We start from the raw sequence: 25,093 nt of genomic DNA, 5'->3' as shown, positions 1-25,093 counted from the left end.
TTTTATGTTTCCCGGCTGTATTTGAAGAAAACAGGTGAGTGTGTTTTTAGGAAGGGGAATGTGTATATACCCTGTTCAGGTATATCTAGCGTTCCATCAGAAAGTATAGAAACCAAACAGCGTGATTTTGTTCATCCCGGGCAGCGCGTGTGAAAATGCCTTTCGCTTTTACATTTGAGGTTTCCTCGGCCGCACGCAAATAAAAGTCGACTGTTTCTTGTTCATCCTTAAAAGCGGCGTCCAGTCCGCTCATGAAAGTGTTCGGGCACTCCTCCGTTTGTTTCGGTGTGAAGTGTCTGCCGGTAACGGCTCCGTACAATGAAGAAAAATCGCGGAGGTGGCGCATTTCGTCCCGCCTGATTTCTTCAATCTGTTTTCTGGCGTCATCGCGGCGGGCGAGTTCGGCAAGCTTGCGGTAGCATTGAATTGCGCTGAATTCTCCGTTAATGGCTTTTTCCAAGTTCCGAATCAAAACAGGGTCTTCCCGGTATAGCGCTGGATAGGGGTAGTAACTGTAATGCAAGGCGGTTCAACTCCATTCTTGAGGAATTGGGCTTCTGTAAAAGTATATGCAGGGCAAAGAGACATGTGCTGAGAAACTCAGTTTTTCCAATGTGAAAGGCCGTTTTTTACCAATAGATGAGATTGGTCATTTTCGTCAACATTCGATAAAATATAGAAAGATAAAAAGAGAGGGGTCTTCTAATTTGGGAGCAGAGTTTTTAGTAGGCAGGTCCGGGAGTGGAAAAACGAAGCTGATCATCGACAGCATTCAGGATGAGCTGCGCCGGGCTCCATTCGGGAAACCGATCATTTTTCTAGTCCCGGATCAAATGACGTTTTTAATGGAATACGAGCTTGCTAAAACGCCTGATATGGGCGGAATGATACGTGCTCAAGTGTTCAGCTTTTCACGGTTGGCCTGGCGAATCCTCCAGCATACGGGAGGAATGAGCAGGCCGTTTCTGACGAGCACAGGTGTACAGATGCTCCTGCGGAAACTCATTGAGGAGCATAAACAGGAGTTCAAAGTCTATCAAAAAGCAAGTGATAAAAGCGGATTTACCGCACAGGTTGAACGGATGCTGACAGAATTTAAGCGATATTGTCTGGAACCGGAAGATATTCGCCGAATGGCGGAAAGCGGAACGGCGTCCGAGTATCGCGGGGAACGTATTTTATCTGAAAAACTTCATGATTTATCTATTCTGTATCAGCAGATGGAAAAAAGCCTTGCGGATCAATATCTTCACTCGGAGGATTATTTGACATTGCTGGCAGAGCATATCCCGCTGTCAGAGGATGTAAAAGGCGCGCATATCTATGTGGACGGCTTTTATCAGTTTACGCCGCAGGAATTCAGGGTGTTGGAGCAGCTGATGGTTCATGCAGAGCATATCACGTTTTCGCTCACAGCGGACAAGCCGTCTTACGAACGGGAGCCGCATGAACTGGAATTATTCAGAATGACGGGAAAAACCTATTACCGCCTGCACGAAAAGGCGAAGGAATTGAACCTGGACATTACGTATAAAGAGCTTAGCGGGAGCAAACGGCATACACGCACACCGGAGTTAGCGCATCTAGAGGCGCAGTACGAAGCGCGTCCCGCCGTCCCATATGCAGAAAAACAAGAGGCTTTTACTATCATGCAGGCCGCAAACAGACGAGCAGAGCTTGAAGGCATTGCCCGGGAAATTCACGCTCTTATCAGAGAGCAGGGCTATCGCTATAAGGATGTAGCGATTCTCGCACGCCAGCCGGAAGACTACAAAGATATGGTGAAGGAAGTTTTCGCTGATTACGAGATTCCTTATTTCATTGACGGAAAAGCATCTATGCTGAACCATCCGTTAATCGAATTTATCCGCTCGAGCCTTGATGTTCTGAAAGGGAACTGGCGTTATGAAGCAGTGTTTCGCTGTGTGAAAACCGAACTGTTATTCCCGCTTAACGAGCCGAAGACTAAGGTGAGAGAACAGGTCGATCAGCTTGAAAATTACTGTATCGCCTACGGAATCAAAGGCGATCGCTGGACAAAAGGCGACCGTTTCCATTACAGACGTTTTGTATCGTTAGATGATGATTTTGCGCAAACCGATCAGGAAATCGAAATGGAAAACATGCTGAATGACACACGTGACTGGATTGTTCCGCCGCTTTTTCAGCTGCAAAAACGAATGAAAAAAGCAAAGACGGTTCAGGAGAAGGCGGAGGCGCTCTACCGCTATTTAGAAGAAACGGATGTTCCGCTGAAGCTGGATCAGGAAAGACAGCGTGCCGAAGAAGAGGGCAGAATGATCGAAGCGCAGCAGCATCAGCAGGCGTGGGATGCAGTCATTCAGCTGCTTGAGGAGTTTGTTGAAATGATGGGGGATGATGAGATTTCTCTTGAGTTGTTTCAGCAAATGATGGAAGCCGGCGCGGAGTCGCTTACATTTTCTCTCATTCCGCCTGCGCTTGATCAGGTGTTTGTCGGCAATATGGATTTATCCAGAATGTATGATACCTCCTGCACCTTTGTGCTGGGGGCAAACGACGGCGTTCTGCCAGCGAGACCTGATGAAAACGGAGTTCTGTCGGACGATGACCGGGAATGGCTGAAAACGGTTGGGGTTGAGCTATCCTCAGGCGGGCGGGAGCGTCTGCTTGATGAGCATTTTCTCATCTATATGGCGTTTTCCAGTCCGTCTGACCGGCTTTACGTATCGTATCCGATTGCCGATGCAGAAGGAAAAACGCTTTTGCCGTCGATTGTCATTAAGCGGCTGGAAGAACTGTTTCCGCAACATAAGGAACGTCTGTTGACAAACGAACCTGAACAGGTCAGCGATGAGGAACAGCTTATGTATGTTGTCAATAAAAGCGTGGCACAGTCCTTTACTGCGAGCCAGCTCAGATTATGGACTCGGGAATACGACATCAGCGACGTCTGGTGGAGCACGTACAATGTGCTGATGAGCGAACCGGACAGGCTGCAATCGAAAAACCTGTTTTCAAGCCTGTTTTTCCGTAATGAAGTGAAGCAGCTTGAACGAGGCGTGTCGAGACAGCTCTATGGTGAACGCATTCAGGGCAGTGTATCGAGAATGGAAACCTTTAACGCTTGTCCGTTCTCCCATTTTGCGTCACATGGGCTGCATTTGAAGGAACGGCAATTTTTCAAGCTCGAAGCACCAGACATCGGCCAGCTGTTTCATTCCAGCTTAAAGCTGATTTCAGACCGGCTGCGTGAGCAAAAAATGGATTGGCGTGATTTAACGAAAGAGCAGTGTGAGCTGTTTTCCTATGATGCGGTCGAGCGGCTGGCGCCGAAACTGCAAAAGGAAATTCTGCTTAGCTCAAACCGGCATTTTTATGTAAAAGAAAAACTGCAAAAGATTGTGACACGAGTGTCCGGCATTTTAAGCGAGCATGCGAAAGCGAGCGGATTCGTGCCGGTCGGTCTTGAACTGGGCTTCGGAGGAAAAGGGCCGCTTCCGCCGCTTACCTTTAAGCTGAAAAACGGCTGCACGATGGAGCTCGTCGGACGAATTGACCGCGTCGATAAAGCGGAAAGCTCAAAAGGCCTGCTTCTAAGAATTGTCGATTATAAATCAAGCGACAAAGGTCTTGATTTAGCGGAAGTATATTACGGACTTGCGCTGCAAATGCTGACATACCTTGATTTATCAATTACACATTCCGCCGACTGGCTCGGAATGAGAGCAACGCCGGCCGGAGTGCTGTATTTCCATATTCATGACCCGATGATTCAATCTCATCTCCCGCTTGGGCTTGATGAGATTGAACAGGAGATTTTTAAGAAATTTAAAATGAAGGGCTTGCTCCTTGGCGATCAGGAAGCGATTCGTCTCATGGATACGACCCTTCAAGAGGGACGGTCGAATATCATCAACGCGGGCTTGAAAAAAGATGGCTCTCTCAGATCGGATTCTGCTGCAGTCGGCGAAAAGGAATTTGAACTGCTGACGAAGCATGTGCGCCGCACCTTTGAAGAAGCAGGTGAACAAATCACCGACGGACGCGTATCGATTGAGCCGTATAAAATGAAGAACAAGACGCCGTGCACGTACTGTGCGTTCAAATCAGTATGCCAATTTGATGAATCATTAGAAGAAAACGAGTATCGCTCGTTAAAGGCTGAAAAGGACAAGACGATACTTGAGTGGATGAAAAAGGAGGCGGATGGCAATGAACATTCCTAAACCGGCAGACAGCACGTGGACAGATGACCAATGGAATGCCATTGTTTCAACCGGCCAGGATATTCTTGTGGCGGCTGCTGCGGGCTCCGGGAAAACCGCTGTGCTCGTTGAACGAATGATCCGGAAAATCACCGCGGAGGAAAACCCGATTGACGTAGACCGGCTTCTTGTTGTGACATTTACAAACGCTTCAGCGGCAGAAATGAAACACCGGATCGCAGATGCTTTGGAAAAAGAGCTTGTAAAACGCCCCGGTTCGCTGCATATCAGACGCCAGCTGTCTCTTTTAAACCGAGCCAGCATTTCGACACTTCATTCCTTTTGCCTGCAAGTGCTGAAGAAATATTACTATTTGATCGACCTGGATCCGGGTTTTCGGATTGCTGATCAAACAGAAGGCGAGCTGCTAGGGGATGAGGTGCTTGACGAGCTGTTTGAAGACGAATACGCAAAGGGCGAAAAGGCGTTTTTTGAGCTTGTTGACCGTTACACGACAGACCGGCACGATCTGGATCTGCAATTTCTCGTCAAACAGGTGTACGAGTATTCCCGCTCCCACCCAAACCCAGAGGCATGGCTGGAAAGCTTTGTCCATCTGTATGATGTAGCGGAAAAAAGCGCCATCGAAGAGCTTCCGTTTTATCAATATGTTAAAGAGGATATCGCGATGGTGCTTAACGGGGCGAAGGAAAAGCTTCTGCGCGCGTATGAGCTGACGAAAGCGCCGGGCGGCCCGGCGCCGCGGGCCGACAACTTTCTTGATGATCTTGCGCAGATTGATGAACTGATTCAGCATCAGGAGGATTTTAATGAACTTTATAAGCGGGTTCCCGCCATTTCTTTTAAGCGTGCGAAAGCAGTAAAAGGGGACGAGTTTGATCCTGCATTGCTTGATGAAGTGACAGATTTGAGAAACGATGCAAAAAAACTCTTGGAAAAACTCAAAACTGACTACTTCACAAGAAGTCCTGAGCAGCATTTGAACAGCTTAGCCGGCATGAAGCCTGTTATTGAAACGCTCATACAGCTTGTCATTAGTTTTGGAAAGCGATTCGAAGCCGCGAAGCAGGAAAAATCAATCATCGATTTTTCTGATTTGGAGCATTACTGTTTGGCGATTTTGACAGCTGAAAATGACAAAGGTGAACAGGAGCCGAGCGAAGCGGCAAGATTTTATCAGGAGCAGTTTCATGAGGTGCTTGTTGATGAATACCAGGATACCAACCTCGTGCAGGAATCGATCCTGCAGCTCGTCACAAGCGGGCCGGAAGAGACGGGCAACCTGTTTATGGTAGGAGATGTCAAACAGTCGATTTATCGATTCAGATTGGCGGAGCCGCTCCTTTTCCTCTCCAAATACAAGCGGTTTACAGAAAGCGGAGAAGGAACGGGACGGAAAATTGACTTGAATAAAAATTTCCGAAGCAGGACTGATATTTTAGACAGCACAAACTTTTTATTTAAACAGCTGATGGGCGGCAAAATCGGTGAGGTTGATTATGACGAGCAGGCTGAGCTGAAGCTTGGTGCAGATTATCCGGACAATGCTGAGACGGAAACAGAGCTGCTGCTGATTGACAACTCTGAACAGACGGATGCAGGCGAGGAAGTAGAAGAGCTTGAAACAGTGCAGTTCGAAGCGAAAGCGATCGCTAAGGAAATTCGCAAACTGGTTTCATCGCCATTTAAGGTATATGACGGAAAAACGAAAACACATCGCAATATCCAATACCGGGATATCGTGATTTTGCTTCGTTCCATGCCGTGGGCGCCGCAAATCATGGAAGAGCTGAGAGCTCAAGGCATACCGGTTTACGCCAATTTAACGTCAGGGTATTTTGAAGCGGTCGAAGTCGCCGTCGCGCTTTCTGTGCTGAAGGTGATCGATAACCCGTATCAGGATATTCCGCTTGCCTCCGTGCTGCGCTCCCCGATCGTCGGGGCTGATGAAAATGAGCTGTCCTTGATCAGGCTTGAAAACACAAAAGCGCCGTATTATGAAGCAATGAAAGACTATTTGGCTGCAGGCGACCGAAACGATGAGCTTTATCAAAAGCTGCACACATTCTACAGACATCTGCAAAAATGGCGTGCGTTTTCGAAAAACCACTCCGTATCTGAGCTGATTTGGGAAGTGTACCGCGACACGAAATACATGGATTATGTCGGCGGGATGCCGGGCGGAAAACAGCGTCAGGCCAATTTGCGGGTTCTCTATGACCGGGCGCGCCAATATGAATCGACAGCATTTCGCGGCCTGTTCCGTTTTCTGCGGTTTATCGAACGGATGCAGGAGCGGGGCGATGATCTTGGAACGGCGCGAGCGCTCAGCGAGCAGGAGGATGTAGTCCGTTTAATGACCATCCACAGCAGTAAAGGGCTCGAATTTCCTGTCGTGTTTGCAGCGGGTTTGGGCCGCAATTTCAACATGATGGATTTAAACAAATCGTACCTGCTGGACAAGGAGCTCGGATTTGGCACGAAATTTATTCATCCGCAATGGCGCATCAGCTACCCAACGCTTCCGCTCATTGCAATGAAGAAAAAAATGCGCAGGGAGCTGCTGTCAGAGGAATTGCGTGTTCTGTATGTTGCATTAACGAGAGCGAAAGAAAAACTGTTTCTGCTTGGTTCGTGTAAGGATCATCAGAAACAGCTCGCAAAATGGCAGGCGTCCGCGTCCCAAACGAATTGGCTTCTTCCTGAATTTGACCGCTATCAGGCAAAAACGTATTTAGATTTCATCGGCCCGGCTCTTGCCAGGCACAGAGATATGGCGGCTTTGGCGGAAAACGATGCCGCAGCGCATGCGGACATCTCAGGTCACCCGGCGCGTTTTGCCGTCCGCATGATTCATTCCTATGATTTGCTGGATGATGATCTGGAAGAAAGAATGGAAGAAAAAAGCGAGCGCTTAGAAGCGATCCGCAATGGTGAACCGGTTCCCGGCGCGTTTGCTTTTGATGAAAAAGCCCGCGAGCAGCTGAACTGGACCTACCCGCATCACGAGGTAACGCAAATTCGCACAAAGCAATCGGTTTCTGAGATCAAGAGAAAAAGAGAGTATGAGGATGAATACAGCGGCCAAGCTCCCGTTAAACCTGCTGAAGGAAGCATGTTGTACAGGCGTCCTGCTTTTATGATGAAAAAAGGCCTGACAGCGGCGGAGAAAGGGACGGCTATGCATACGGTGATGCAGCATATCGCGCTGACACACATCCCAACGATAGAAGAAGCAGAGCAAATGGTGCAAAAGCTTTATGAAAATGAACTGCTCACTGAAGAACAAAAAGCCGCTATTGATATTGGAGAAATCGTTCAATTCTTCCATACGGCAATTGGCGGACAGCTGATCGGTGCGAAGTGGAAGAACCGTGAAGTGCCATTCAGTTTAGCGCTTCCGGCAAAAGAGATCTATCCTGATGCACAGGAGGCGAATGAACCGCTTTTGGTGCAGGGAATCATTGATTGCCTTTATGAAACGGAAGATGGTTTATATCTCTTGGACTACAAATCTGACCGGATTGATGGCAAATTCCAGCACGGATTTGAAGGAGCGGCACCAATCTTAAAGAAACGATATGAAACGCAAATACAGCTGTACACGAGGGCTGTTGAGCGAATTGCAAATACAAAGGTAAAGGGATGTGCGCTTTATTTCTTTGACGGAGGGCACATTCTCACATTATAGCGAGATCCGTATGCTCCGGGGATTCAAGCGGAGCGGATCTCGTTTTCTATACAAAAGAGAGGTGAAAGCATTTGCGTATTTTACATACGGCTGACTGGCATCTAGGAAAAACGCTGGAAGGAAGAAGCAGGCTGAGTGAACAGGCCGATGTGCTTGATGAATTGAATACGATTGTAAAGGAAGAGCAGATCGATGCCATTGTTATGGCGGGGGACGCATTTGACACCGTGAACCCGCCGGCTTTAGCCGAACAACTGTTTTATGAAAGCCTGTCTGCGCTCAGTGACAGAGGAAAGCGTCCGATTGTTGTCATTGCCGGCAACCATGATAATCCTGACCGCTTATCCGCCGCTTCACCGCTGACACATGAAAACGGCATTTATTTAATCGGCTATCCGACAACAGAGCCGCTTCACATTGAAGTGTCTTCAGCAGGGGAGCTTTTAGCGGTCGGAGCACTGGCGTATCCATCTGAAGCGCGATTAAATGAAGTGCTATCCGATACATTTGATGAAAAGCTGCTCCGCGATCATTATGACGTAAAAATCAGGCAGGCGTTTGAGCATATGACAAGCCGGTTCCGTAAAGAGGCCGTGAAGGTTGCCGCCAGCCATATTTATGTCGCAGGCGGAAACCAAACGGATTCAGAGCGGCCGATTGAAGTCGGCGGCGCTTATACGGTGGCTGCTGAAAGCCTGCCAGCGGATGCAGCATATGTGGCACTCGGCCATTTGCATCGCCCGCAAACGATCAAGCGGGCGCGGACGCTTGCGCGTTATTCAGGTTCGCCGCTCGCCTACAGTTTTTCTGAGGCAGGCTATGCCAAGTCAGTGACAATTGTGGACGCGAAGCCGGGAGAAGAGGCTTCTTGGAATGAAGTATTATTATCGAGCGGCAAACCCCTTGTGAAGTGGAAAGCCGTAAATGGCGTAAGCGAGGTGTACAGCTGGCTTGATGAAGGCAGGGATCAGAACGCTTGGATTGATCTGGAAATTCATATGACGGACCAGCTCTCACTTGAAGACATTCACAGACTGCGGAAGGCGCACCCGGGCTTTATCCATATCAGGCCGGTTTTCGAAGAACAAAAGAAAGACCGGGAACGGATCGAGGTTAAACATGTGTCGATTGAGGACCGCTTTAAGAAATTTTATGAAAAACAAACAGGCGGCGCAGTGCCGGATGAAGAAATGGTGAAGCTGTTTTTAGAGCTTGCATCAGGTGCAGAAGAGGAGGATGCGACATGAAGCCGATCGCCTTAAGCATTAAGGGGCTCCATAGCTTTAGAGAGGAGCAGACGATAGATTTTGACGGCCTTTCCGGCGCAGGGGTTTTTGGTATCTTCGGCCCGACAGGAAGCGGTAAATCCTCTATCCTCGATGCAATGACGCTTGCTTTATACGGAAAGGTGGAGCGGGCGGCAAACAATACACACGGGATCTTAAACCATGCGGAAGATACGCTGTCTGTTTCCTTTACCTTTGCGCTTCAGGCGAATCATCAAACCTCTTACAAAGTTGAGCGCGTGTTTAAGAGAACAGATGACATGAAGGTAAAGACAGCACTTTGCCGCTTCATCGAAATCAAGGATGAACAAACGGTGCTGGCGGATAAAGCCGGCGAAGTGAACAAAAGAGTGGAAGAGCTTTTAGGACTGACGATCGACGACTTTACGAGAGCTGTGGTCCTGCCGCAAGGGAAATTTGCCGAATTTCTGTCTTTAAAAGGGGCGGAGCGCAGGCATATGCTTCAGCGCTTATTTCATTTAGAGCAGTATGGAGACCGGCTTGTGAAAAAGCTGAGACGGCAGGCGCAGGAAGCCAATGCTAGGAAAAATGAAATGCTGGCTGAGCAGTCCGGTCTCGGCGAGGCGAGTTCAGAAGCGGTTGAGCAGGCGGAACAGGCTCTTAAACAAGCGGAAGCCCGGCTGGAAGCCATGAGGAAGAATCGTGATCAAGCAAAAGAGCGGTTTGCTGAGCATCAGGAGATTTGGAATGTGCAAAAGGAAAAAGCCGCTTATGAAGAAGAGAAAAATCGTCTGGAAGAAAAACAGCCGCACATAGACAGCATGCAAAAGCGTTTGCAGGAAGCCGAAACAGCTGCCGCTCTGAAGCCCTATGCCGACCGGTATGCAGAAACGATCCAGCATGAGGATAAAGCTGAAAAGGAACAAACGCTTGCCCAAAAGAATGTAGCAGAGCTGACTGCTTTCTTTCATCAAAAACAAGAAGAATATGAAGCGTGGCGCCGGCATAAAAGCGAGAAAGAGCCTGCGCTTTTAACGGAACAAGAACAGCTTTCCCGCTTGCAGGAGATCGAAATCAAACGGAGTGAAGCCAAACAAGAGGAAGAGCACAAAAAGGCTGAACTCCGACAGATAGAAAAGGCTCTTCAATCTGTCATGAATGAATTGGAGACGGTAACAGATCGTCTGACACGGGGACAAAACAGACAGACGGAATTGAAGCAACAGCTTAAATCTCTGCAGGTGACCTCTGATGAGCGAAAAAGCTGCCAGAAGGCCGCAGAAATGGCTCTGCGCATCAGACAGACTGAGGAGCAAATCACAAAAGAGAAAAAACGAAGTGACGCATTGAACCTCATCCTGCAGAAGATGAATGAGGAGAAGCGTACACTTGTTCAAAAGAAAGAAGCAGAAGAAAACAACATCATTCAGGCATATGAGGCGGTACAAACGGTGTATCATATGGTGTGCGAGACGGAGCGTTCATTCAACCAAATGATTGAGCAGGCCAAAAAGAGACAGCAAACTCTTCACGCGCAGCGTGAAAAAGCAAGGGTGGCACTGCTGACAAAAGAATTAGCTGAAAAGCTGACTGCCGGAAAGCCTTGTCCGGTCTGCGGTTCAACCCATCATGATTCATCTGCCTCTGTACATGAAACATATGAGCTCGACAGCAACCTTGAAGAAAACATCAAACAGACAGATGTGTTATTGACGGAAGCGGCAGCTCTCGGCCAAGAGATTCTGTCAGCCAAAATCACGCTTGAAGAACAGTCCGCACGCTGTATTGAACAGTGTCCGTTTTTACAAACGATTCAAGCACCGAACCTTGAAGCGGCAGCTTCTTACGAGAATCAGCCGGTCAATGAAGCGTTTGATGCAGCTGTATTAGAATGGAAACGAGTCAAACAGGATATTCTTTCTGTGAAAACACGAATGACACAAATGATCAGTGCTTACCAGGAGTCTGTAAAAAAGGTCGATCAGTATAATGAAAAAATCGGTTTTGAAAAACGAGAGGCTGATCGGATTGAAGGCATTATCGCCGAACTTCAGTCCTCGATGGACAGCCATCTGAACATGTTTAAAGAAGCATTTCAGGATCAGTCTGTGGATGAAGCGGAAAAATGGCAGCAAGCCATTGAAGAAAAGGACCGGGCTGCGGAAGAATGTGAAAAACGGATTGAAAAAAGCATCGCGTTTCTTGCTGAGCATGAAGCACAAAAGGAAAAGCTGCGGGAATCGGGACACCAGCTGGAACGGGAAAAGCTGGAGCTTCATTATGCGGCTGAACGAATCAAAAGCGTAATAGCTGATTATGAGCGCGAACTCGGTGGTTACGCAAAAGGTGATTCGATCAAACTCAAACTCAGCACTGTCCAGCAGGATCTAAAGGTGTTAAAGGAAAAAGAGCAATCTCTATATGAAGATCTGCAAAGCGCCCAAACGACGCTTAATCAGGCGAACAGCCGTGCTTCAGCAAGCGAGATCGCCCTTCGAGAGGCAAAGGACAGATTGGAGAAAGCAGAAGCTGCTTGGCTTGAGCATGCAAAAAGCACCCCCTTTACCCGGACTGAAGAGGTGGAGCAAAGTCTTATTCCGTCAGATGAGCTTGATAAGATGAAAATTGGAATCGACCAGTTTATGGATAAAGCGAAGCAAAATACCGCAAACTTAAAGCGTGTGGCGGAGAGACTTGCCGGACGATCCTTATTAGAGAGCGAATGGAACGAAACCGTTACGGCATTACAAGAAGCTGAGGACGCACATGGCGCAGCTATAGAGGAAAAAGGCGCGGCGGCGAAAGCGCTGGCCGTCATTCGCGACCATCATAAACGGTTTAATGAAATTGAAGCGGAACTAAAAAAATGGCAGACGCATATCGACAGGCTGGACAAGCTGCAAGCTGTGTTTAAAGGGAATACCTTCGTCGAATTTTTAGCTGAGGAGCAGCTTGAAAGCGTTGCGCGGGACGCGTCAGCAAGACTTGGCATGCTGACGAGACAGCGTTATGCCATCGAAGTAGATTCAGAAGGCGGGTTCGTGATGCGTGATGACGCGAATGGAGGCGTCAAACGCCCGGTATCCAGCTTGTCTGGAGGAGAGACCTTCCTCACCTCGCTTTCTCTCGCTCTTGCGTTATCTGCACAGATCCAGCTGCGCGGCGAATACCCGCTTCAGTTCTTTTTCTTAGATGAAGGATTTGGCACTCTGGATCAGGATCTTCTTGATACGGTTGTGACCGCTTTGGAAAAACTGCAGTCAGACAATCTGTCTGTCGGTGTCATCAGCCATGTGCAGGAACTGCGGGCGCGGCTTCCGAAAAAGCTGATCGTCCATCCGGCGGAACCAAGCGGCCGCGGAACACGGGTATCACTTGAGTTGATGTAAGGGAGGAGCGGATATGGCAAAGCAGACTGCTGGAATATGTGAGCTGTGCGGCCGGAGAGATGTCCAGCTGACAGAGCATCATCTCACACCGAAAGAGGAAGGCGGCACATTTCTGCCGACAGCGATGCTCTGTATTCCTTGCCATAAACAGATTCATGCTTTATATACCAATCAAGAGCTCGCGGTTCGTTTAAACGGAATAGCTGAACTTCGAAGTGATCCGCAACTGGCCCGGTTTGTCAAATGGATCAGAAAGCAGCCGCCTGAGAAGCTGATCAAAACAAAGAAATCAAATGAACGAAAAAAGAAAAAATGACTAAAAGCAGCCCTCTCTTTGTAAGAGCGGCTGCTTTTATCCGTTTCCAACCATATCCTGATCGCTGACATCGGGGTCTATATAGTTTGTCGCGTTGACTGCGTTGTTTAATAGAAGGAAATCTCCTGTGTTTCCTGCTCCCGAACCGAGCGCAGATTTTGAAGAACTTTTCGGAGAAAGGTAAAAGGAATCACCGAAGTTTACGACTCCGCCCGATATGGAATTGATAGCTATAGGCCCGACAATTGCTGGCATAAACGACACCCTTTATCGAAGTCTCTGTTTATTATATGCTTTGGTCGGGCGATTGTGAGCGCGGAGGAGACTGAATCTGCCTAATATGTTTGATTCTCGCATCGCCGCGAATAAGAGAAACCGACCCCGCATGAAAAACAGAAGAGGATGACACCCCTTGAATTTTAATGTTGTGGACCTGGATAATTGGCACCTCATGGTAAAATGCGCTTTGTACACCTGTTTCAGGAATCGGGAGAGGTGCGTGCTGCTGAAAGATTTGATACTCTTTCCTGTTAAATGAGCCTTCATTACTGTAAAACGTAGACTGTGAGCGCTGAACAGCCAATACTTTTAGTTTCATATCGATTTCGTTTGTGTCGCCGGCTTGAAACACACTTGCTATTCCAAGAGAGTTAAATTTAATCATCCTGATGCGGGGTATGCGCTTCAGCATTATTCTGACGGCAGCTGAGCAAGCGGCCCGATAATAAGAGATTCAGGCGGTGTATCGAAAATAGATGACAGATAGATGGATTCAGTGTCTCCAATATGAAAAACAGAAGAGCTGGATACACCATTCATCCGGATATTCCCGACTTCCAGGTTGCGGTTGATGACTGTAAAAATCATGTTTGCTCATCTCCTTTCATTTCGGGTGGGATATGCTCCAGAAAATGCTCTACAGCACGAATTACGTCCTTCTTCACATGCTCAGCGATATGTTCCGCATATTGTGCAGGCGGTGTATGTTCTTCTTTTTTGATATGGGACATGTAATAGTGAATCCTGCTGTCCATTTGTTTTCTAATGTCTTCAATGACATGATGTCTGTTTGTATCGTCAAGCCTGCTGTCATATTGGTTTTCAAGCTGCTCCAAAACACTTGGGATTTCCTCGGTTAAGTACATATCGACATTCTGGCGGATCTGCTGCATGAGTTGGGCACTCTCTTCCTGCTGCATCATTCCGATTTCAGGTGCAGTTTGGCTGACTTCAAAATTCTGGACGCTGTTCGGATCTGTCGGATTTAAGCCAATATTTAAAGTCCCTTCAAGCCTTTCAATTTTCAGCTGATCAAATTTATACTCAACACGCTCAATCGTAGTAGCCGGCCTCTGTTTCACCGTATTCATTTCAGATTGAATCTCTTTCAGCTGGCGTTCGAGCTGCTGAATATGAAGCGCCTGCTGCTGAACAAAGGAATTCAAGTTTTGCAAGTAAGAGGAAACAGATTGATCATACATATTCTTCACCTCTTTCATATGATTAACGGCCAGGAGGCTGGAGCGGGACCAATGAACCTGTATCGGGTTCCTGTAATTCGATTGGCTGCCCCAAAGCCGAAACCTCTGGTGCCGGTTCGACATAGCTGCCCGTATTATACAGGTTAGACAGAGATTTGATTGACCCTGCGCTTCCAATTTGCAAAATGGAGGAGTTGCTGATTGATTCAAGCCGGATATAGTTAATTTGGATCGTTTGATTAATGTAGAAATTCATGAAGCCTCGCTCCTTTTACGCATTGCCTGCGATCGGCTGATCTATCACATCGTTGTCATTTACATTCGTCGCGTTTTGGTAATTCATGACCTTGAGGCTGTCGCCGGTATTAAAGCTGCCGGCACCGGCAAACGTTCTGACCTGTGCCTGAGGAGAAATCGTAATGCAGTCTCCGATATGAACGACGGCGCTCGTACCAATCGCATTAATTTTGAACGCTCCGACAATGGCCGGCATACGAGCACATCCTTTGTTGTGAAATTGAATAACGATTGATTTTGTTTTCAATTGGGCGATTCACGATAGCTTATGACAAACGCACATATGTGTGAGAGGAATTTTAAAGGGATTTATCGACTTTGAATATTAAACATAGTCTGAGCGGAAATGAGGCGGCGGATGCCGCTGTCTGCCTGCATGATGTTGTTTTTTTGTAGACATGTTTTTGAGAGTATGTCGTGCTGCGGTATATTACGATTTTCGGGCGGCATATTTTCGCCCTGAGGGATATCCCGGATGTATGCTGAGCAAAAAGCAGAGTTGCCTGCGGTGTGTTCAAATCGCTTTAGAACATGATTTATATCCGAGAGTTTTCATGAAATCCCCCAAGCATCATTTCTTCTTTAATGCTGGTATTCAGCAGACTATCCAGCTTTTGGCTGCATTGAATCGTTTCCTTTGCGTTCATGCCGTACTTTTGTGCTGTTTTGATTAGTGTGGCTCTCATTTCTTCAATCTTCCTGTTCATTACACGATCTCCAATTCTAGAATTTATTTTGATCAACAGAGGATATCGTTAGTATAACTTATTTTGACTGAAAAGGTTGCCTTTCGTCAATTTGACTAAAAATGCGACAATTTTTTCTGAGGCCTTTTTAATAGAAATGGGGACTATAGCCTTGCTAAGTGCGCTTGCAAAAAGTCCTGCCGTTCCTCAATTTCTCTAAGTATGTTTGTCTGCTCCTTTTCGAATGAGAGAGAGCCTTTTTTTATGAAAGGATCATCATTGGATTTTTGACAAATGTCAAGTCGCCATTCGCTGACGATGGGAGATAATCCTTCAATGGTGAACGACCGGTTCAGCACGTTTTTCATTAACGTGTGATATTGAGACCGGAAGGCGGGGATGGAAAGAAGCCGTGACGAAAGGCTCCGTCCTTTTGTCAGCAGCGGGTCGTCGTCAGATTTTCTATGGGCGGCAAGCGATCTGGTCTCAATCGGGGAAACATGCAACCGGCCGTATTCGTTTAAACAAAATGTGTAATAAAATCCTTGATTGGTACAGGCACTGCCGATCAGCCACAAAAAAAACAGTTTGACATCCAAATACATTTTAACGCGTTCAGCTAATTCATCATCTCGAGCTGTGTGGATCAGCTTCAAAAACTCGGGTGAGAACGCAGCAGATCCATCTTTCAAAACGGACAGCGGAACCCTCGGATCGGCTGTCTTTACACGGCAACTTGTTCTATCAGATAGCTGATCGTTTTTGATCTCTAAATAAATGCCTTCCGGCTGGCCGTTGATATTCAGAAAGCTATACGAGGCAGCGGGAGCGGGAACGCCAATCTGGTTAAAAAAACAATAAGCGAGCCTGCGCCTCATCAGGGACGGGTCATTCTGTTCTGCATTCAAAAAAAGTGTGCTTTGACCTAGCGGAGACTGTTCCCATTTGATTTCATAGGATGCTTTTTCTGCCTTATCACGCTGTGTGAGAAGAATGGGAGATACTGATTGATCCATTATCAGAAGCCCTTTGGCAGTACCTTCATGATTCAGCTGCTGCCGATGAAAAAATAAATGTATGATCTTCATATTTATTCCTCCTCCTCAAAACGACATTGTATGATATGTGCAGCAAGCCAGTCCTGAAACGAAATGAAACGGATATGAGAAAAAGGGATTTCAGCATTCGACAGAGAATACATGAAGGAGCATTCTGATTTAAAAGATGATGGAGGAATAACATGAAATTTGCGACAGGGGAACTTTACAACCGTATATTTGTCGGCCTGATCATTGATGATGAGAACATTATGGATTTACAAAAGGCTGAAAAAAAACTGTTTGAACTTGAAACGATTCCGGGATCGCTGATTGAATGTATCGCAGAAGGGGATAAGTTTGTTGCGCATGCAAGACAGCTGGCCGAGTGGGCAAAGAAACCGAATGATGAGCTGGGATCCTTTGTTTATTCGTTATCTGAGGTAAAGCTCCATGCACCCATTCCGAAGCCGTCAAAAAATATCATCTGCATTGGCAAAAACTATAGGGATCACGCAATTGAAATGGGAAGCGAAGCTGATATTCCGGAGCACCCGATGGTATTCACAAAATCGCCGGTAACGGTTACAGGGCATCATGATATTGTAAACAGCCATGAAGACGTCACTTCTCAGCTTGACTATGAAGGAGAGCTTGCTGTCGTCATCGGAAAAAGCGGCACCCGCATATCGAAAGAAGACGCCTATGACCATATCTTCGGATATACGATTGTAAATGATATCACGGCGCGTGATCTGCAAAAAAGACATAAGCAGTTTTTTATCGGAAAAAGCCTTGATACGACATGTCCGATGGGACCTGTGCTTGTCCATAAATCATCGCTTCAAGAGCCGGAGCGCCTCAAGATTGAAACAAGAGTCAACGGCGAGATGCGCCAATCCGGTTCGGCGAGCGATATGATTTTTTCTATTCCAGAATTGATAGAAACCCTCTCAAAAGGGATGACGCTTGAAGCGGGAGACATCATTGCCACCGGTACGCCGTCTGGTGTCGGAAAAGGATTTACGCCGCCAAAATTCCTGAGGGCAGGTGACAAAATCGACGTTACGATTGACTTGATCGGAACGCTGTCAAACCAAATCGGCTGAAACAACCAAAAGGGCGGACGCGAACCCGGCCGTTTTTTCTGAGATTCATCTTTGTGGCAGAGGACAAGTTCATGGTACTATAAGTGAGGTAATTTATCTGATAGGGGGAACCTGTATGACACACTTACATATTACAACATGGGTGGTAGCGCTGATTCTGCTGTTCGTCAGCTACTCGCTGTATTCGTCAGGAAGTGCGAAGGGAGCAAAAATCACTCATATGATTCTGCGATTATTCTATATCCTTATTATTTGGACAGGCGCTTGGCTGTTTATCCATTTCGCCAACTGGAACGGAGAATACGCCGGGAAAATGATTCTTGGCATCATCACCATCTGCCTGATGGAAATGCTCCTCATCCGCAAGAAAAAAGAAAAGTCAACCGGAGGCCTATGGATCGGTTTTGTCATTGTCCTTATTCTGACAGTGCTGCTCGGTCTGCATCTGCCAATCGGTTTTCAATTGTTTTAATAGAAAAAAGCGCGCAAACCCGGCTCTATGAAAAGAGTCGGGTTGTTTTTGTATATTTATCCCTCAATATTCCTAAATATTTAAAATAATCTTAAAATATCCTGTAAGCGGTATCTTGTTCTATGAAATTATGATACCTTCAAAGAGATTCACTATTTTACAGGAGGGATATCATGAAACGAAGAAAATTCAGCTCGTTTATGGCGGCGGTGCTCATTTTTGCGCTGATCTTCAGCCTTTTTTCTCCGGAAACCAAAGCGGCAGCGGCTGACCCGATCGATCAGGCAACGGCTCTGGAAAATGGCAAAGACCGGACTGGCACCATGAAGGAACCAGAACAGGTGAAATGGTACAAAGTGACCCCGGGAAAAGCTGATATTCAGAAAAACTCACATATGGCATTGAGCGTAAAGAGTGATTCAGTACTGAATGTATCTGTATATCCAAGTAAGGAAAAAGCGCTTAAAGATGAAACGTTTGAGATGTACCATTCTTACACAGCGGAGGATGGAAAAAGCGAAATCGTTTTTCCATACGCGTGGAGCGGCCCTTACTATGTAAAAGTTGAATACCTCGGAGAAGAAGAACAAGAGGACGGCGAATCAGCAGAAGCAGCGGCGGAAGCCAAGTATACGATTGGATATAAAGGTACCAAAAAACAGCCGTCAGATTTAGAAGAGGAAGAAGCTTGTCCGGTGGAAATGAGTGTCGATCAGAAGAAATCCGGAAAAAGCATCCTGGACAAGCTGAGAGCGATTCGTGATGAGCAGTTAAGCCAAACAGCAGAAGGCAAAGAGCTGACAAGCCTTTACTATAAAGCGGCGCCGTTTATCGTTGCGAAACTCGCACTCAATAAAACAGCGAGAAATGAAATCTATCAGGATCTTGTGACATTAAAACCGATGTTTGATGATGTGTCAGAAAACGGTGCGTCATCATCATATAAGGTGACTGAAAAAGACCAAAAAGCAATCAATCGGCTTTATGATACAGCGTTACAATCAGTCCCGTCTTTCCTTAAAGAAGAAATCAAGAAACAAGCAGAGCGATTCAATATCAAACAGCTGCAAGGCAAGACAGCAGGAGCCATTTTAACCGAAAACAATCTTGCGGCAAAAAGTGAAGTTCAGACAACAAAGGTTATTTTCAAAGTGAAAAACAATAAAAGCCTCTCCTCTGTACATAATGAAATGAAGGGCTTTTCTGCAAGTGCGCAATCGAAAAAAGACATTTCCAATGTGAAAACGGCAAAGAAGCTATTTGACAATCTGTATTCATTTGAGCTTCCGAAAGACGAGAAACAAAACGGCGCATATACGGCAAGTGCAAAACGGGTCAAAAGCGCTGCTGCAACATTATCCAAGATGTCTAATGTAGAATTTGCGGAACCTGTGCAGACATACAAAAGCCTGTCAAACGATATTCAGTATCCATACCAATGGCCGCTTAAAAATACCGGTGAAGATGGCGGAGTCAAAAATGCGGATGTGAAATACGAGCCTGCCAGCACATTGCTGTCCAAACGCAAGCTGAACGATACATTAATTGCGGTAGTAGACACAGGTGTGGACAGCACGCTTGCTGATTTAAAAGAAAAAGTAAGAACCGATCTCGGCCGCAATTTTGTCGGACGGAATAACAATGCAATGGATGATCAGGGGCATGGGACACACGTCGCGGGCATTATTGCCGCCGAAAGTGATAATGGCTATTCTATGACTGGGTTGAATGCCAGCGCGAAAATTATCCCGGTCAAAGTGCTCGATTCCACAGGCGCCGGAGATACTGAACAAATTGCTCTTGGCATTAAATATGCTGCTGACAAAGGAGCAAAGGTAATTAATTTAAGTTTAGGAGGAGGTTATAGCCGCGTACTTGAATTTGCTTTGAAATACGCTGCTAACAAAAACGTCTTGGTTGCCGCTGCCAGCGGAAATGACGGAGCCAATTCCTTATCTTATCCTGCTTCTTCTCAATATGTGATGTCAGTCGGAGCGACGAACCGCATGGATATGACCGCTGATTTCTCTAACTATGGAAAAGGTTTGGACATTTCTGCTCCAGGATCTGATGTCCCGAGCTTAGTGCCAAACGGAAATGTCACCTACATGAGCGGAACATCTATGGCGACGCCATATGCTGCTGCTGCCGCGGGATTGTTGTTTGCCCAGAATCCTCAGCTGAAAAGAACAGAAGCAGAGGACATTTTGAAGAAGACGGCAGACGATGTTTCCTTTGAAAGTGTAGATGGTGAAGAAGATGAATTGTATGATGATAACGGCGATCCGATTGATATTCCGAATACGCCTGGAGTAGACTGGCACTCAGGCTACGGACGGCTGAACGTCATGAAGGCTGTCAGCGCAAATGATGTAAAGCTCAAAGTCAACAAGCTTGAAAGCACACAAACAGCTGTCACAGGAAGCGCAAAAGAAGGCACACTTATCGAGGTCATGAACGGCAAGAAAAAACTCGGCAGCGCCAAAGCCGGAAAAGACGGTGCGTTCAAGGTCAAAATCCCGACTCAAAAACAGGATCAAGTCCTATATGTGAAAGCGACAAAAGGTGATGCAAACACATCATACAAAGTGATCGTCGTCAAAGGAAAACCTTCCGGCGCACCGAAAGTAAACGCGGTAAAAACAAAGGATACGGCAGTGAAAGGGAAGGCAAACAGCAAGGCAATGATTAAAGTGAAAAGCAAAGACAAGAAAGTCATTGCTTCTGCCCAAGCTGACGCAAAAGGAACGTTTACGGTGAACATCAAAAAACAAACAGCCGGAACTGTGCTGTATGTCACGGCTACTGATACAAATAAAAAAGAAAGCAAGGATGTAAAAGTGGTTGTTGAAAAATAATCAAAAAGCGGTGCTCGCTGCACCGCTTTTTTTATTTGCGCCCCCGCTGGACTGCTGAATACATAATGGAACGTTTTCCGTTTGAAGCTGTCCATTCAAACCGATCGCCTGTCGTGTCGTGGCTGTAGTGGTGCTGCATCGCGCATTGGGCGGTGTCGTTTGAGAAGTGATAAAAAGATACACCCTGCTCGGCAGGTGTATTCGAAAAGACCCCCTTATTATAGGAAAATACGCAATCGAATACGGATAAGCCAAAGCTGTGCAAATGCTGTAAAAACACCAAAAAGGTTTCGTCATCCAGCGAATCCAAAAGTGTCATGAGCGGCAACTTGACTGATTTTTCATAGCGGATGTGTTCTCCGCCTGAAAGGGAGATGTGTTCCTCGCCGCATGCCAGAATCAATTGATCATGAAAGCCGGCCTGCTTCCATTTTCCTTTATGCTGGATCCAAATTGGGCTGTGATGGAGACTGTCCGCCAGCAGGATATCGCCTTCCCCGTTTTCAATTAAACAGATGCCATCTTCGATGAGAATGGTGCCGTATTCCCATTTTCGTTCCTCTTTATATAACAATTGTTTCCGTTTCATCCATGCTGTCTCCTTTTTCTTCATTCCTCTTCTTTCTTTCCAATTCAAGCCTGTCCCATACAACTCTTTGATGGACAAATCATCTATCTGCCTATAGATGCATAAACTTACTAAGGCGCTGAAAGAAACGAAATTGTTTCGATAGAAATGGGATTGGAGCTGATATCACATGTGTGGAATTACGGGTTGGGTCGATTTTAAAAAGCAGCTCGTCCAGGAAAAACAAACGATTAACAGAATGACAGACACTCTTACCCAACGGGGACCTGATGATTCGAACGTTTGGGGAGAGCATCATGTTTTATTTGGACATAAAAGGCTTGCGGTTGTCGATATAGAAGGCGGACGCCAGCCGATGGCATGCACCTATAAAGGGGATACGTACACCATTATTTACAATGGGGAGCTGTATAACACGGAAGATCTGCGCAGAGAATTGCGGGCGCGGGGCCATCAGTTCGAGCGCACGTCAGATACTGAAGTGCTCCTGCACAGCTACATTGAATGGAAGGAAGACTGCGTAGACCATCTCAATGGCATATTCGCTTTTGCTGTGTGGGATGAAAAGCGTGATCTGCTGTTTGCCGCGAGAGACCGTCTTGGTGTAAAGCCGTTTTTTTACACGAAGCAAGATTCTTCTTTTCTGTTTGGATCAGAAATCAAAGCGATCCTCGCACACCCTGATGTAAAAGCGTGTGTCGATAGAACAGGACTTTCTGAAATCTTTGGGCTTGGGCCGTCCAGAACTCCGGGTACTGGCGTATTTAAAGGCATTAAAGAAGTCCGCCCGGCACACGCGCTGACATTTTCTAAAGATGGGCTGAATATTTGGCGGTATTGGAATGTAGAAAGCGAAACACATACGGATAGCTTTAATGACACGGTTGCCAATGTCAGATCATTGTTTCAGGATGCGGTGACACGGCAGCTTGTGTCAGATGTGCCGGTTTGTACGTTTCTATCAGGCGGATTGGACTCAAGCGCCATTACAGCGATTGCGGCAGGCCATTTTGAAAAGGAAGGAAAAGCACCGCTTCATACTTATTCGATTGATTACGAAGAGAACGATAAATTTTTTCAAGCAAGCGCTTTTCAGCCAAATGACGATGGGCCATGGATAGAAAAAATGACAGAGGCCTTCGGCACGACGCATCACAGGTGCATCATCAGCCAACATGATCTTGTCGATCATTTGGAGGAAGCTGTGCTCGTCAAGGATTTGCCGGGAATGGCTGATGTGGACTCATCCCTACTGTGGTTTTGCCGGGAAATGAAAAAGGACTTTGTCGTCAGCTTGTCGGGCGAATGCGCGGATGAGATTTTCGGCGGGTACCCTTGGTTTCATATGGCAGACGTTGAGGCCGGCTTTCCATGGATGCGGTCGACAGAAGAGCGGATTAAGCTGCTTTCTGATTCGTGGCAGAACAAATTGAATCTCAAAGAATACGTGAATGCCAAATATGAAGAAACCTTGGTGGAAACACCATTATTAGATGGGGAAACGGGTGCGGACAAAGCAAGAAGACAGCTCTTCTATTTAAATATGCTGTGGTTTATGACGAACCTTTTGGATCGAAAGGACCGCATGAGCATGGGAGCAAGCCTTGAAGTGCGGGTGCCATTTGCTGATCACCGGCTCGTGGAATATGTATGGAATATTCCGTGGGAAATGAAAATGCATGACAGCCGGGAAAAAGGCATTTTACGAAAAGCACTCGAAGGCATTTTGCCTGATGACATTCTGTATCGCAAAAAAAGCCCGTATCCGAAAACACATCATCCCGAATATACAAAAGGAGTCAGCGAGTGGCTGAAAGCCATCAGAAGCCAAAAGGACTCTGTGCTCCATACTCTGTTGGACAGAAAACAATTGGATCAGCTCTTAGAAACGGAAGGCTCCTCCTTCAAGGTTCCGTGGTTTGGGCAGCTCATGAAAGGGCCTCAGCTGATCGCCCACCTTGCTCAAATTCATACATGGTTTGAAGCGTATCGCATTGATATTGACGAGAGATAGGTTGTTCTATGCAAATGTTATGAAACGGCGTGGGATATAATTAAAATAAAAAAGGATGGGTGAGCAGAAATATGCTCCGCCTATCCTTTTTTGTACAACAGCGATATCGACTTGTTGCAGCGCCTTCAATAAGAATTTATGTTCTGCCGATAAAATGAGCTGATACGGGGCTTAACTTTAATTCCCTAGCCCATACAGAAAGTTGGCCAATATGGTGAATTTCGTGAGCGATAATATGGTGTAATATTTCATCTCGCGTATATAAAACATCTTTCTCCCAAGGAACGCTTACAAGTTCATCTTTTATTTGGTCTGAATGTGTTTCTAAAACATCAATAATTTCAGCTCGGAATGTATTTGAAAGGGATCTTACTTTATTGAGTGTCTGATAATCAGCGAATTGAACAACGATGTCTTCTTTACCTTGGATTGCACGAATCCAACTATATTCCACGTCAATAATATGAAAAAGAGTATATAAAATATTCCCTACCCCGCCAAGATGGTTTTTAAGTAACTCTTCTGTGGTTAACTGATGACACCACGTAAACCATTGATCCCTAACCTGCCAGTTATATTCAAAAAATGTTTTCACTGAACTCACTCCAATACTATGATGTATCAACTAACAATTAGCTCTTTTTCTCGTGATTCCTTCTTTTATTGAAGCGGTGATTGAGAAGTATTTAGTTTATCTGTTGCAGGGCATTAAAAGATGCTCCTGTTCAGACCAGGTATCCGAGGTTTATATGATGGCGGCAATCACATTTTTCATCTTGTTTCTTTTACAAAATAAGAATCGGCATTTTCTTCATATACAATTAGGGAAAAACATACTAGACTTGAAGAAGCAGTGATACATAGGAGTGAAAAGAAATGAAAGAGATAAAAGAAGCCTACCAGCAGTGCGGACAGATTGTTGGCGAATATGCGCCAGCTTGTTTTAAAGCATTATTATGTCTCCCGCTGAAGCAAAGACAAGCCGCTTGGGCAGTGTTGTCGTTTTGCCACACAGCGGCCAGTGCGGATGAACAGGTATTGGCTGCATTTGAAGCTGAGGCGGATCATGTTTACCAAAGGACAAGTAACGGGAAACACCATTTATGGAAGGCTTTCGATCATGCATATCAGACTTTCACATTGGACAGCGAGCCTTTTCGGGAGTTTATTGCCGCACAAAGAGAGAACGCCAAACCGTATGATTCCCTTGATGAATTGCTCATGTATGCATATCAGACGGGCGGTACGGCGGGATTGATGCTGCTGCCGATCCTGACACGCCGAAAACAAGATGAGCTGAAACAAGCAGCCGTCTCTCTCGGCTTAGCCATACAGCTGGTTCGCATCTTAAGCGATCTTGGCACAGAACAGCAAAAAAACCGCATTCCCCGTCAGGTGATGCAGCAATTCGGCTATACAGAGGCCGAGCTTCAAAAAGGCACCGTAAATAAAGCGTTCACGATGACATGGGAGTATATCGCCTTTGAGGCAGAAGCCTATCTTGAAGAGTGTCTGGATGCTCTGCCGCTTTTCCCTAAGTATTCGCAAAAGGCGGTGGAAGCAGCGGCGCACCTGCACCGAGCAGTTTTAGAAAAAATCAGGACTGAGCAGTACAATGTTTTTGAACAAGAGCATGTCTTAACTGACAGCGAAGCAAAGCTGATTCTGTCTGCACAATAAAATAACACCCGGCCTTGAG

At 46.3% G+C, this 25,093-nt stretch carries 20 protein-coding genes and 1 pseudogene; 10 read left to right on the top strand and 11 right to left on the bottom strand.

From position 1 onward, the window contains the following. Window positions 1–85: 85 nt before the first annotated feature. Entirely contained in the window at window positions 86–523 is a 438-nt protein-coding gene (locus tag BTW01_RS05470; RefSeq protein ID WP_162102016.1) for a ferritin family protein, read from the bottom strand. Between the two features lie 184 nt (window positions 524–707). Between BTW01_RS05470 and addB the strand changes: the two genes are divergently transcribed. The 5 genes from addB (at window position 708) to hlpB (ending at window position 12,851) form a co-directional block, all read left to right on the top strand. Then, on the top strand, window positions 708–4,208 hold the full coding sequence (gene addB / locus BTW01_RS05465) for a helicase-exonuclease AddAB subunit AddB (RefSeq protein WP_162102015.1): 3,501 nt from the start codon (window positions 708–710) through the stop codon (window positions 4,206–4,208). After that, window positions 4,195–7,899, top strand: a complete 3,705-nt coding sequence (addA, locus tag BTW01_RS05460) for a helicase-exonuclease AddAB subunit AddA (RefSeq protein ID WP_162102014.1) — start codon at window positions 4,195–4,197, stop codon at window positions 7,897–7,899. The genes addB and addA overlap by 14 nt, the downstream gene beginning before the upstream one ends. Window positions 7,900–7,970: 71 nt before the next feature. Beyond that, complete coding sequence (sbcD, locus tag BTW01_RS05455) at window positions 7,971–9,146, top strand: exonuclease subunit SbcD (RefSeq protein WP_162102013.1); 1,176 nt, start codon at window positions 7,971–7,973, stop codon at window positions 9,144–9,146. Beyond that, window positions 9,143–12,535, top strand: a complete 3,393-nt coding sequence (gene sbcC / locus BTW01_RS05450) for an exonuclease subunit SbcC (RefSeq protein ID WP_162102012.1) — start codon at window positions 9,143–9,145, stop codon at window positions 12,533–12,535. Before sbcD ends, sbcC begins: the two co-directional genes overlap by 4 nt. Before the next feature lie 13 nt (window positions 12,536–12,548). Beyond that, entirely contained in the window at window positions 12,549–12,851 is a 303-nt protein-coding gene (gene hlpB, locus BTW01_RS05445) for an HNH nuclease-like protein HlpB (protein ID WP_162102011.1), read from the top strand. A 36-nt stretch (window positions 12,852–12,887) separates the two neighbouring features. Here the strand turns inward: hlpB and BTW01_RS05440 are convergent, their stop codons facing one another. From BTW01_RS05440 to BTW01_RS05405, 8 genes are all read right to left on the bottom strand, one after another. Further along, window positions 12,888–13,106: a spore germination protein gene (locus BTW01_RS05440; RefSeq protein ID WP_010333667.1), complete on the bottom strand. Its 219-nt coding sequence runs from the start codon at window positions 13,104–13,106 to the stop codon at window positions 12,888–12,890. Window positions 13,107–13,137: 31 nt separating this feature from the next. Continuing rightward, a complete protein-coding gene (locus BTW01_RS05435; protein ID WP_162102010.1) occupies window positions 13,138–13,542 on the bottom strand; it encodes a spore germination protein GerPE in 405 nt (134 codons plus the stop codon). Further along, window positions 13,542–13,718 (bottom strand): spore gernimation protein GerPD, encoded by a 177-nt coding sequence (locus BTW01_RS05430; protein ID WP_162102009.1) that lies wholly within the window; start codon window positions 13,716–13,718, stop codon window positions 13,542–13,544. The genes BTW01_RS05435 and BTW01_RS05430 overlap by 1 nt, the downstream gene beginning before the upstream one ends. Further along, on the bottom strand, window positions 13,715–14,332 hold the full coding sequence (locus BTW01_RS05425) for a spore germination protein GerPC (RefSeq protein WP_162102008.1): 618 nt from the start codon (window positions 14,330–14,332) through the stop codon (window positions 13,715–13,717). Before BTW01_RS05425 ends, BTW01_RS05430 begins: the two co-directional genes overlap by 4 nt. 22 nt (window positions 14,333–14,354) lie before the next feature. Continuing rightward, window positions 14,355–14,588 carry a spore germination protein GerPB gene (locus tag BTW01_RS05420; protein ID WP_162102007.1) on the bottom strand — a complete coding sequence of 78 codons (234 nt, stop codon included), beginning with the start codon at window positions 14,586–14,588 and terminating at the stop codon, window positions 14,355–14,357. A gap of 15 nt (window positions 14,589–14,603) precedes the next feature. Continuing rightward, complete coding sequence (locus tag BTW01_RS05415; RefSeq protein ID WP_162102006.1) at window positions 14,604–14,825, bottom strand: spore germination protein; 222 nt, start codon at window positions 14,823–14,825, stop codon at window positions 14,604–14,606. A 340-nt stretch (window positions 14,826–15,165) separates the two neighbouring features. Continuing rightward, entirely contained in the window at window positions 15,166–15,336 is a 171-nt protein-coding gene (locus tag BTW01_RS05410) for an aspartyl-phosphate phosphatase Spo0E family protein (RefSeq protein WP_162102005.1), read from the bottom strand. Between the two features lie 143 nt (window positions 15,337–15,479). After that, the gene (locus tag BTW01_RS05405; RefSeq protein ID WP_162102004.1) at window positions 15,480–16,403 is read right to left on the bottom strand and encodes a CotH kinase family protein; all 924 of its coding nucleotides are present in this window, start codon (window positions 16,401–16,403) and stop codon (window positions 15,480–15,482) included. A 152-nt stretch (window positions 16,404–16,555) separates the two neighbouring features. Between BTW01_RS05405 and BTW01_RS05400 the strand changes: the two genes are divergently transcribed. The 3 genes from BTW01_RS05400 to BTW01_RS05390 all read left to right on the top strand — a co-directional run bounded on the left by BTW01_RS05400 (window position 16,556) and on the right by BTW01_RS05390 (window position 20,791). Further along, entirely contained in the window at window positions 16,556–17,461 is a 906-nt protein-coding gene (locus BTW01_RS05400) for a fumarylacetoacetate hydrolase family protein (RefSeq protein ID WP_162102003.1), read from the top strand. A gap of 115 nt (window positions 17,462–17,576) precedes the next feature. Further along, complete coding sequence (locus BTW01_RS05395) at window positions 17,577–17,933, top strand: YisL family protein (RefSeq protein WP_162102002.1); 357 nt, start codon at window positions 17,577–17,579, stop codon at window positions 17,931–17,933. A 173-nt stretch (window positions 17,934–18,106) separates the two neighbouring features. Next, window positions 18,107–20,791: a S8 family peptidase gene (locus tag BTW01_RS05390; RefSeq protein WP_162102001.1), complete on the top strand. Its 2,685-nt coding sequence runs from the start codon at window positions 18,107–18,109 to the stop codon at window positions 20,789–20,791. A gap of 31 nt (window positions 20,792–20,822) precedes the next feature. Here the strand turns inward: BTW01_RS05390 and BTW01_RS05385 are convergent, their stop codons facing one another. Then, complete coding sequence (locus tag BTW01_RS05385; protein WP_162102182.1) at window positions 20,823–21,404, bottom strand: DUF2777 domain-containing protein; 582 nt, start codon at window positions 21,402–21,404, stop codon at window positions 20,823–20,825. Between the two features lie 145 nt (window positions 21,405–21,549). On the opposite strand from BTW01_RS05385, the gene asnB reads away from it, so the two are divergent. Then, the gene (gene asnB / locus BTW01_RS05380; RefSeq protein WP_162102000.1) at window positions 21,550–23,394 is read left to right on the top strand and encodes an asparagine synthase (glutamine-hydrolyzing); all 1,845 of its coding nucleotides are present in this window, start codon (window positions 21,550–21,552) and stop codon (window positions 23,392–23,394) included. A 136-nt stretch (window positions 23,395–23,530) separates the two neighbouring features. Here asnB and BTW01_RS05375 read toward each other — a convergent pair whose 3' ends face one another. After that, entirely contained in the window at window positions 23,531–23,989 is a 459-nt protein-coding gene (locus BTW01_RS05375; RefSeq protein WP_162101999.1) for a DinB family protein, read from the bottom strand. 258 nt (window positions 23,990–24,247) lie between these two features. On the opposite strand from BTW01_RS05375, the pseudogene BTW01_RS05370 reads away from it, so the two are divergent. Then, a pseudogene (locus BTW01_RS05370) lies at window positions 24,248–25,074 on the top strand (phytoene/squalene synthase family protein). Window positions 25,075–25,093: the final 19 nt, after the last annotated feature.

The organism is Bacillus sp. SKDU12, from assembly GCF_010093085.1.
Lineage (GTDB): Bacteria > Bacillota > Bacilli > Bacillales > Bacillaceae > Bacillus > Bacillus mexicanus.
The sequence above is the reverse complement of the archived record's forward strand: the minus strand, read 5'-3'. Positions and strand labels throughout refer to the sequence as shown.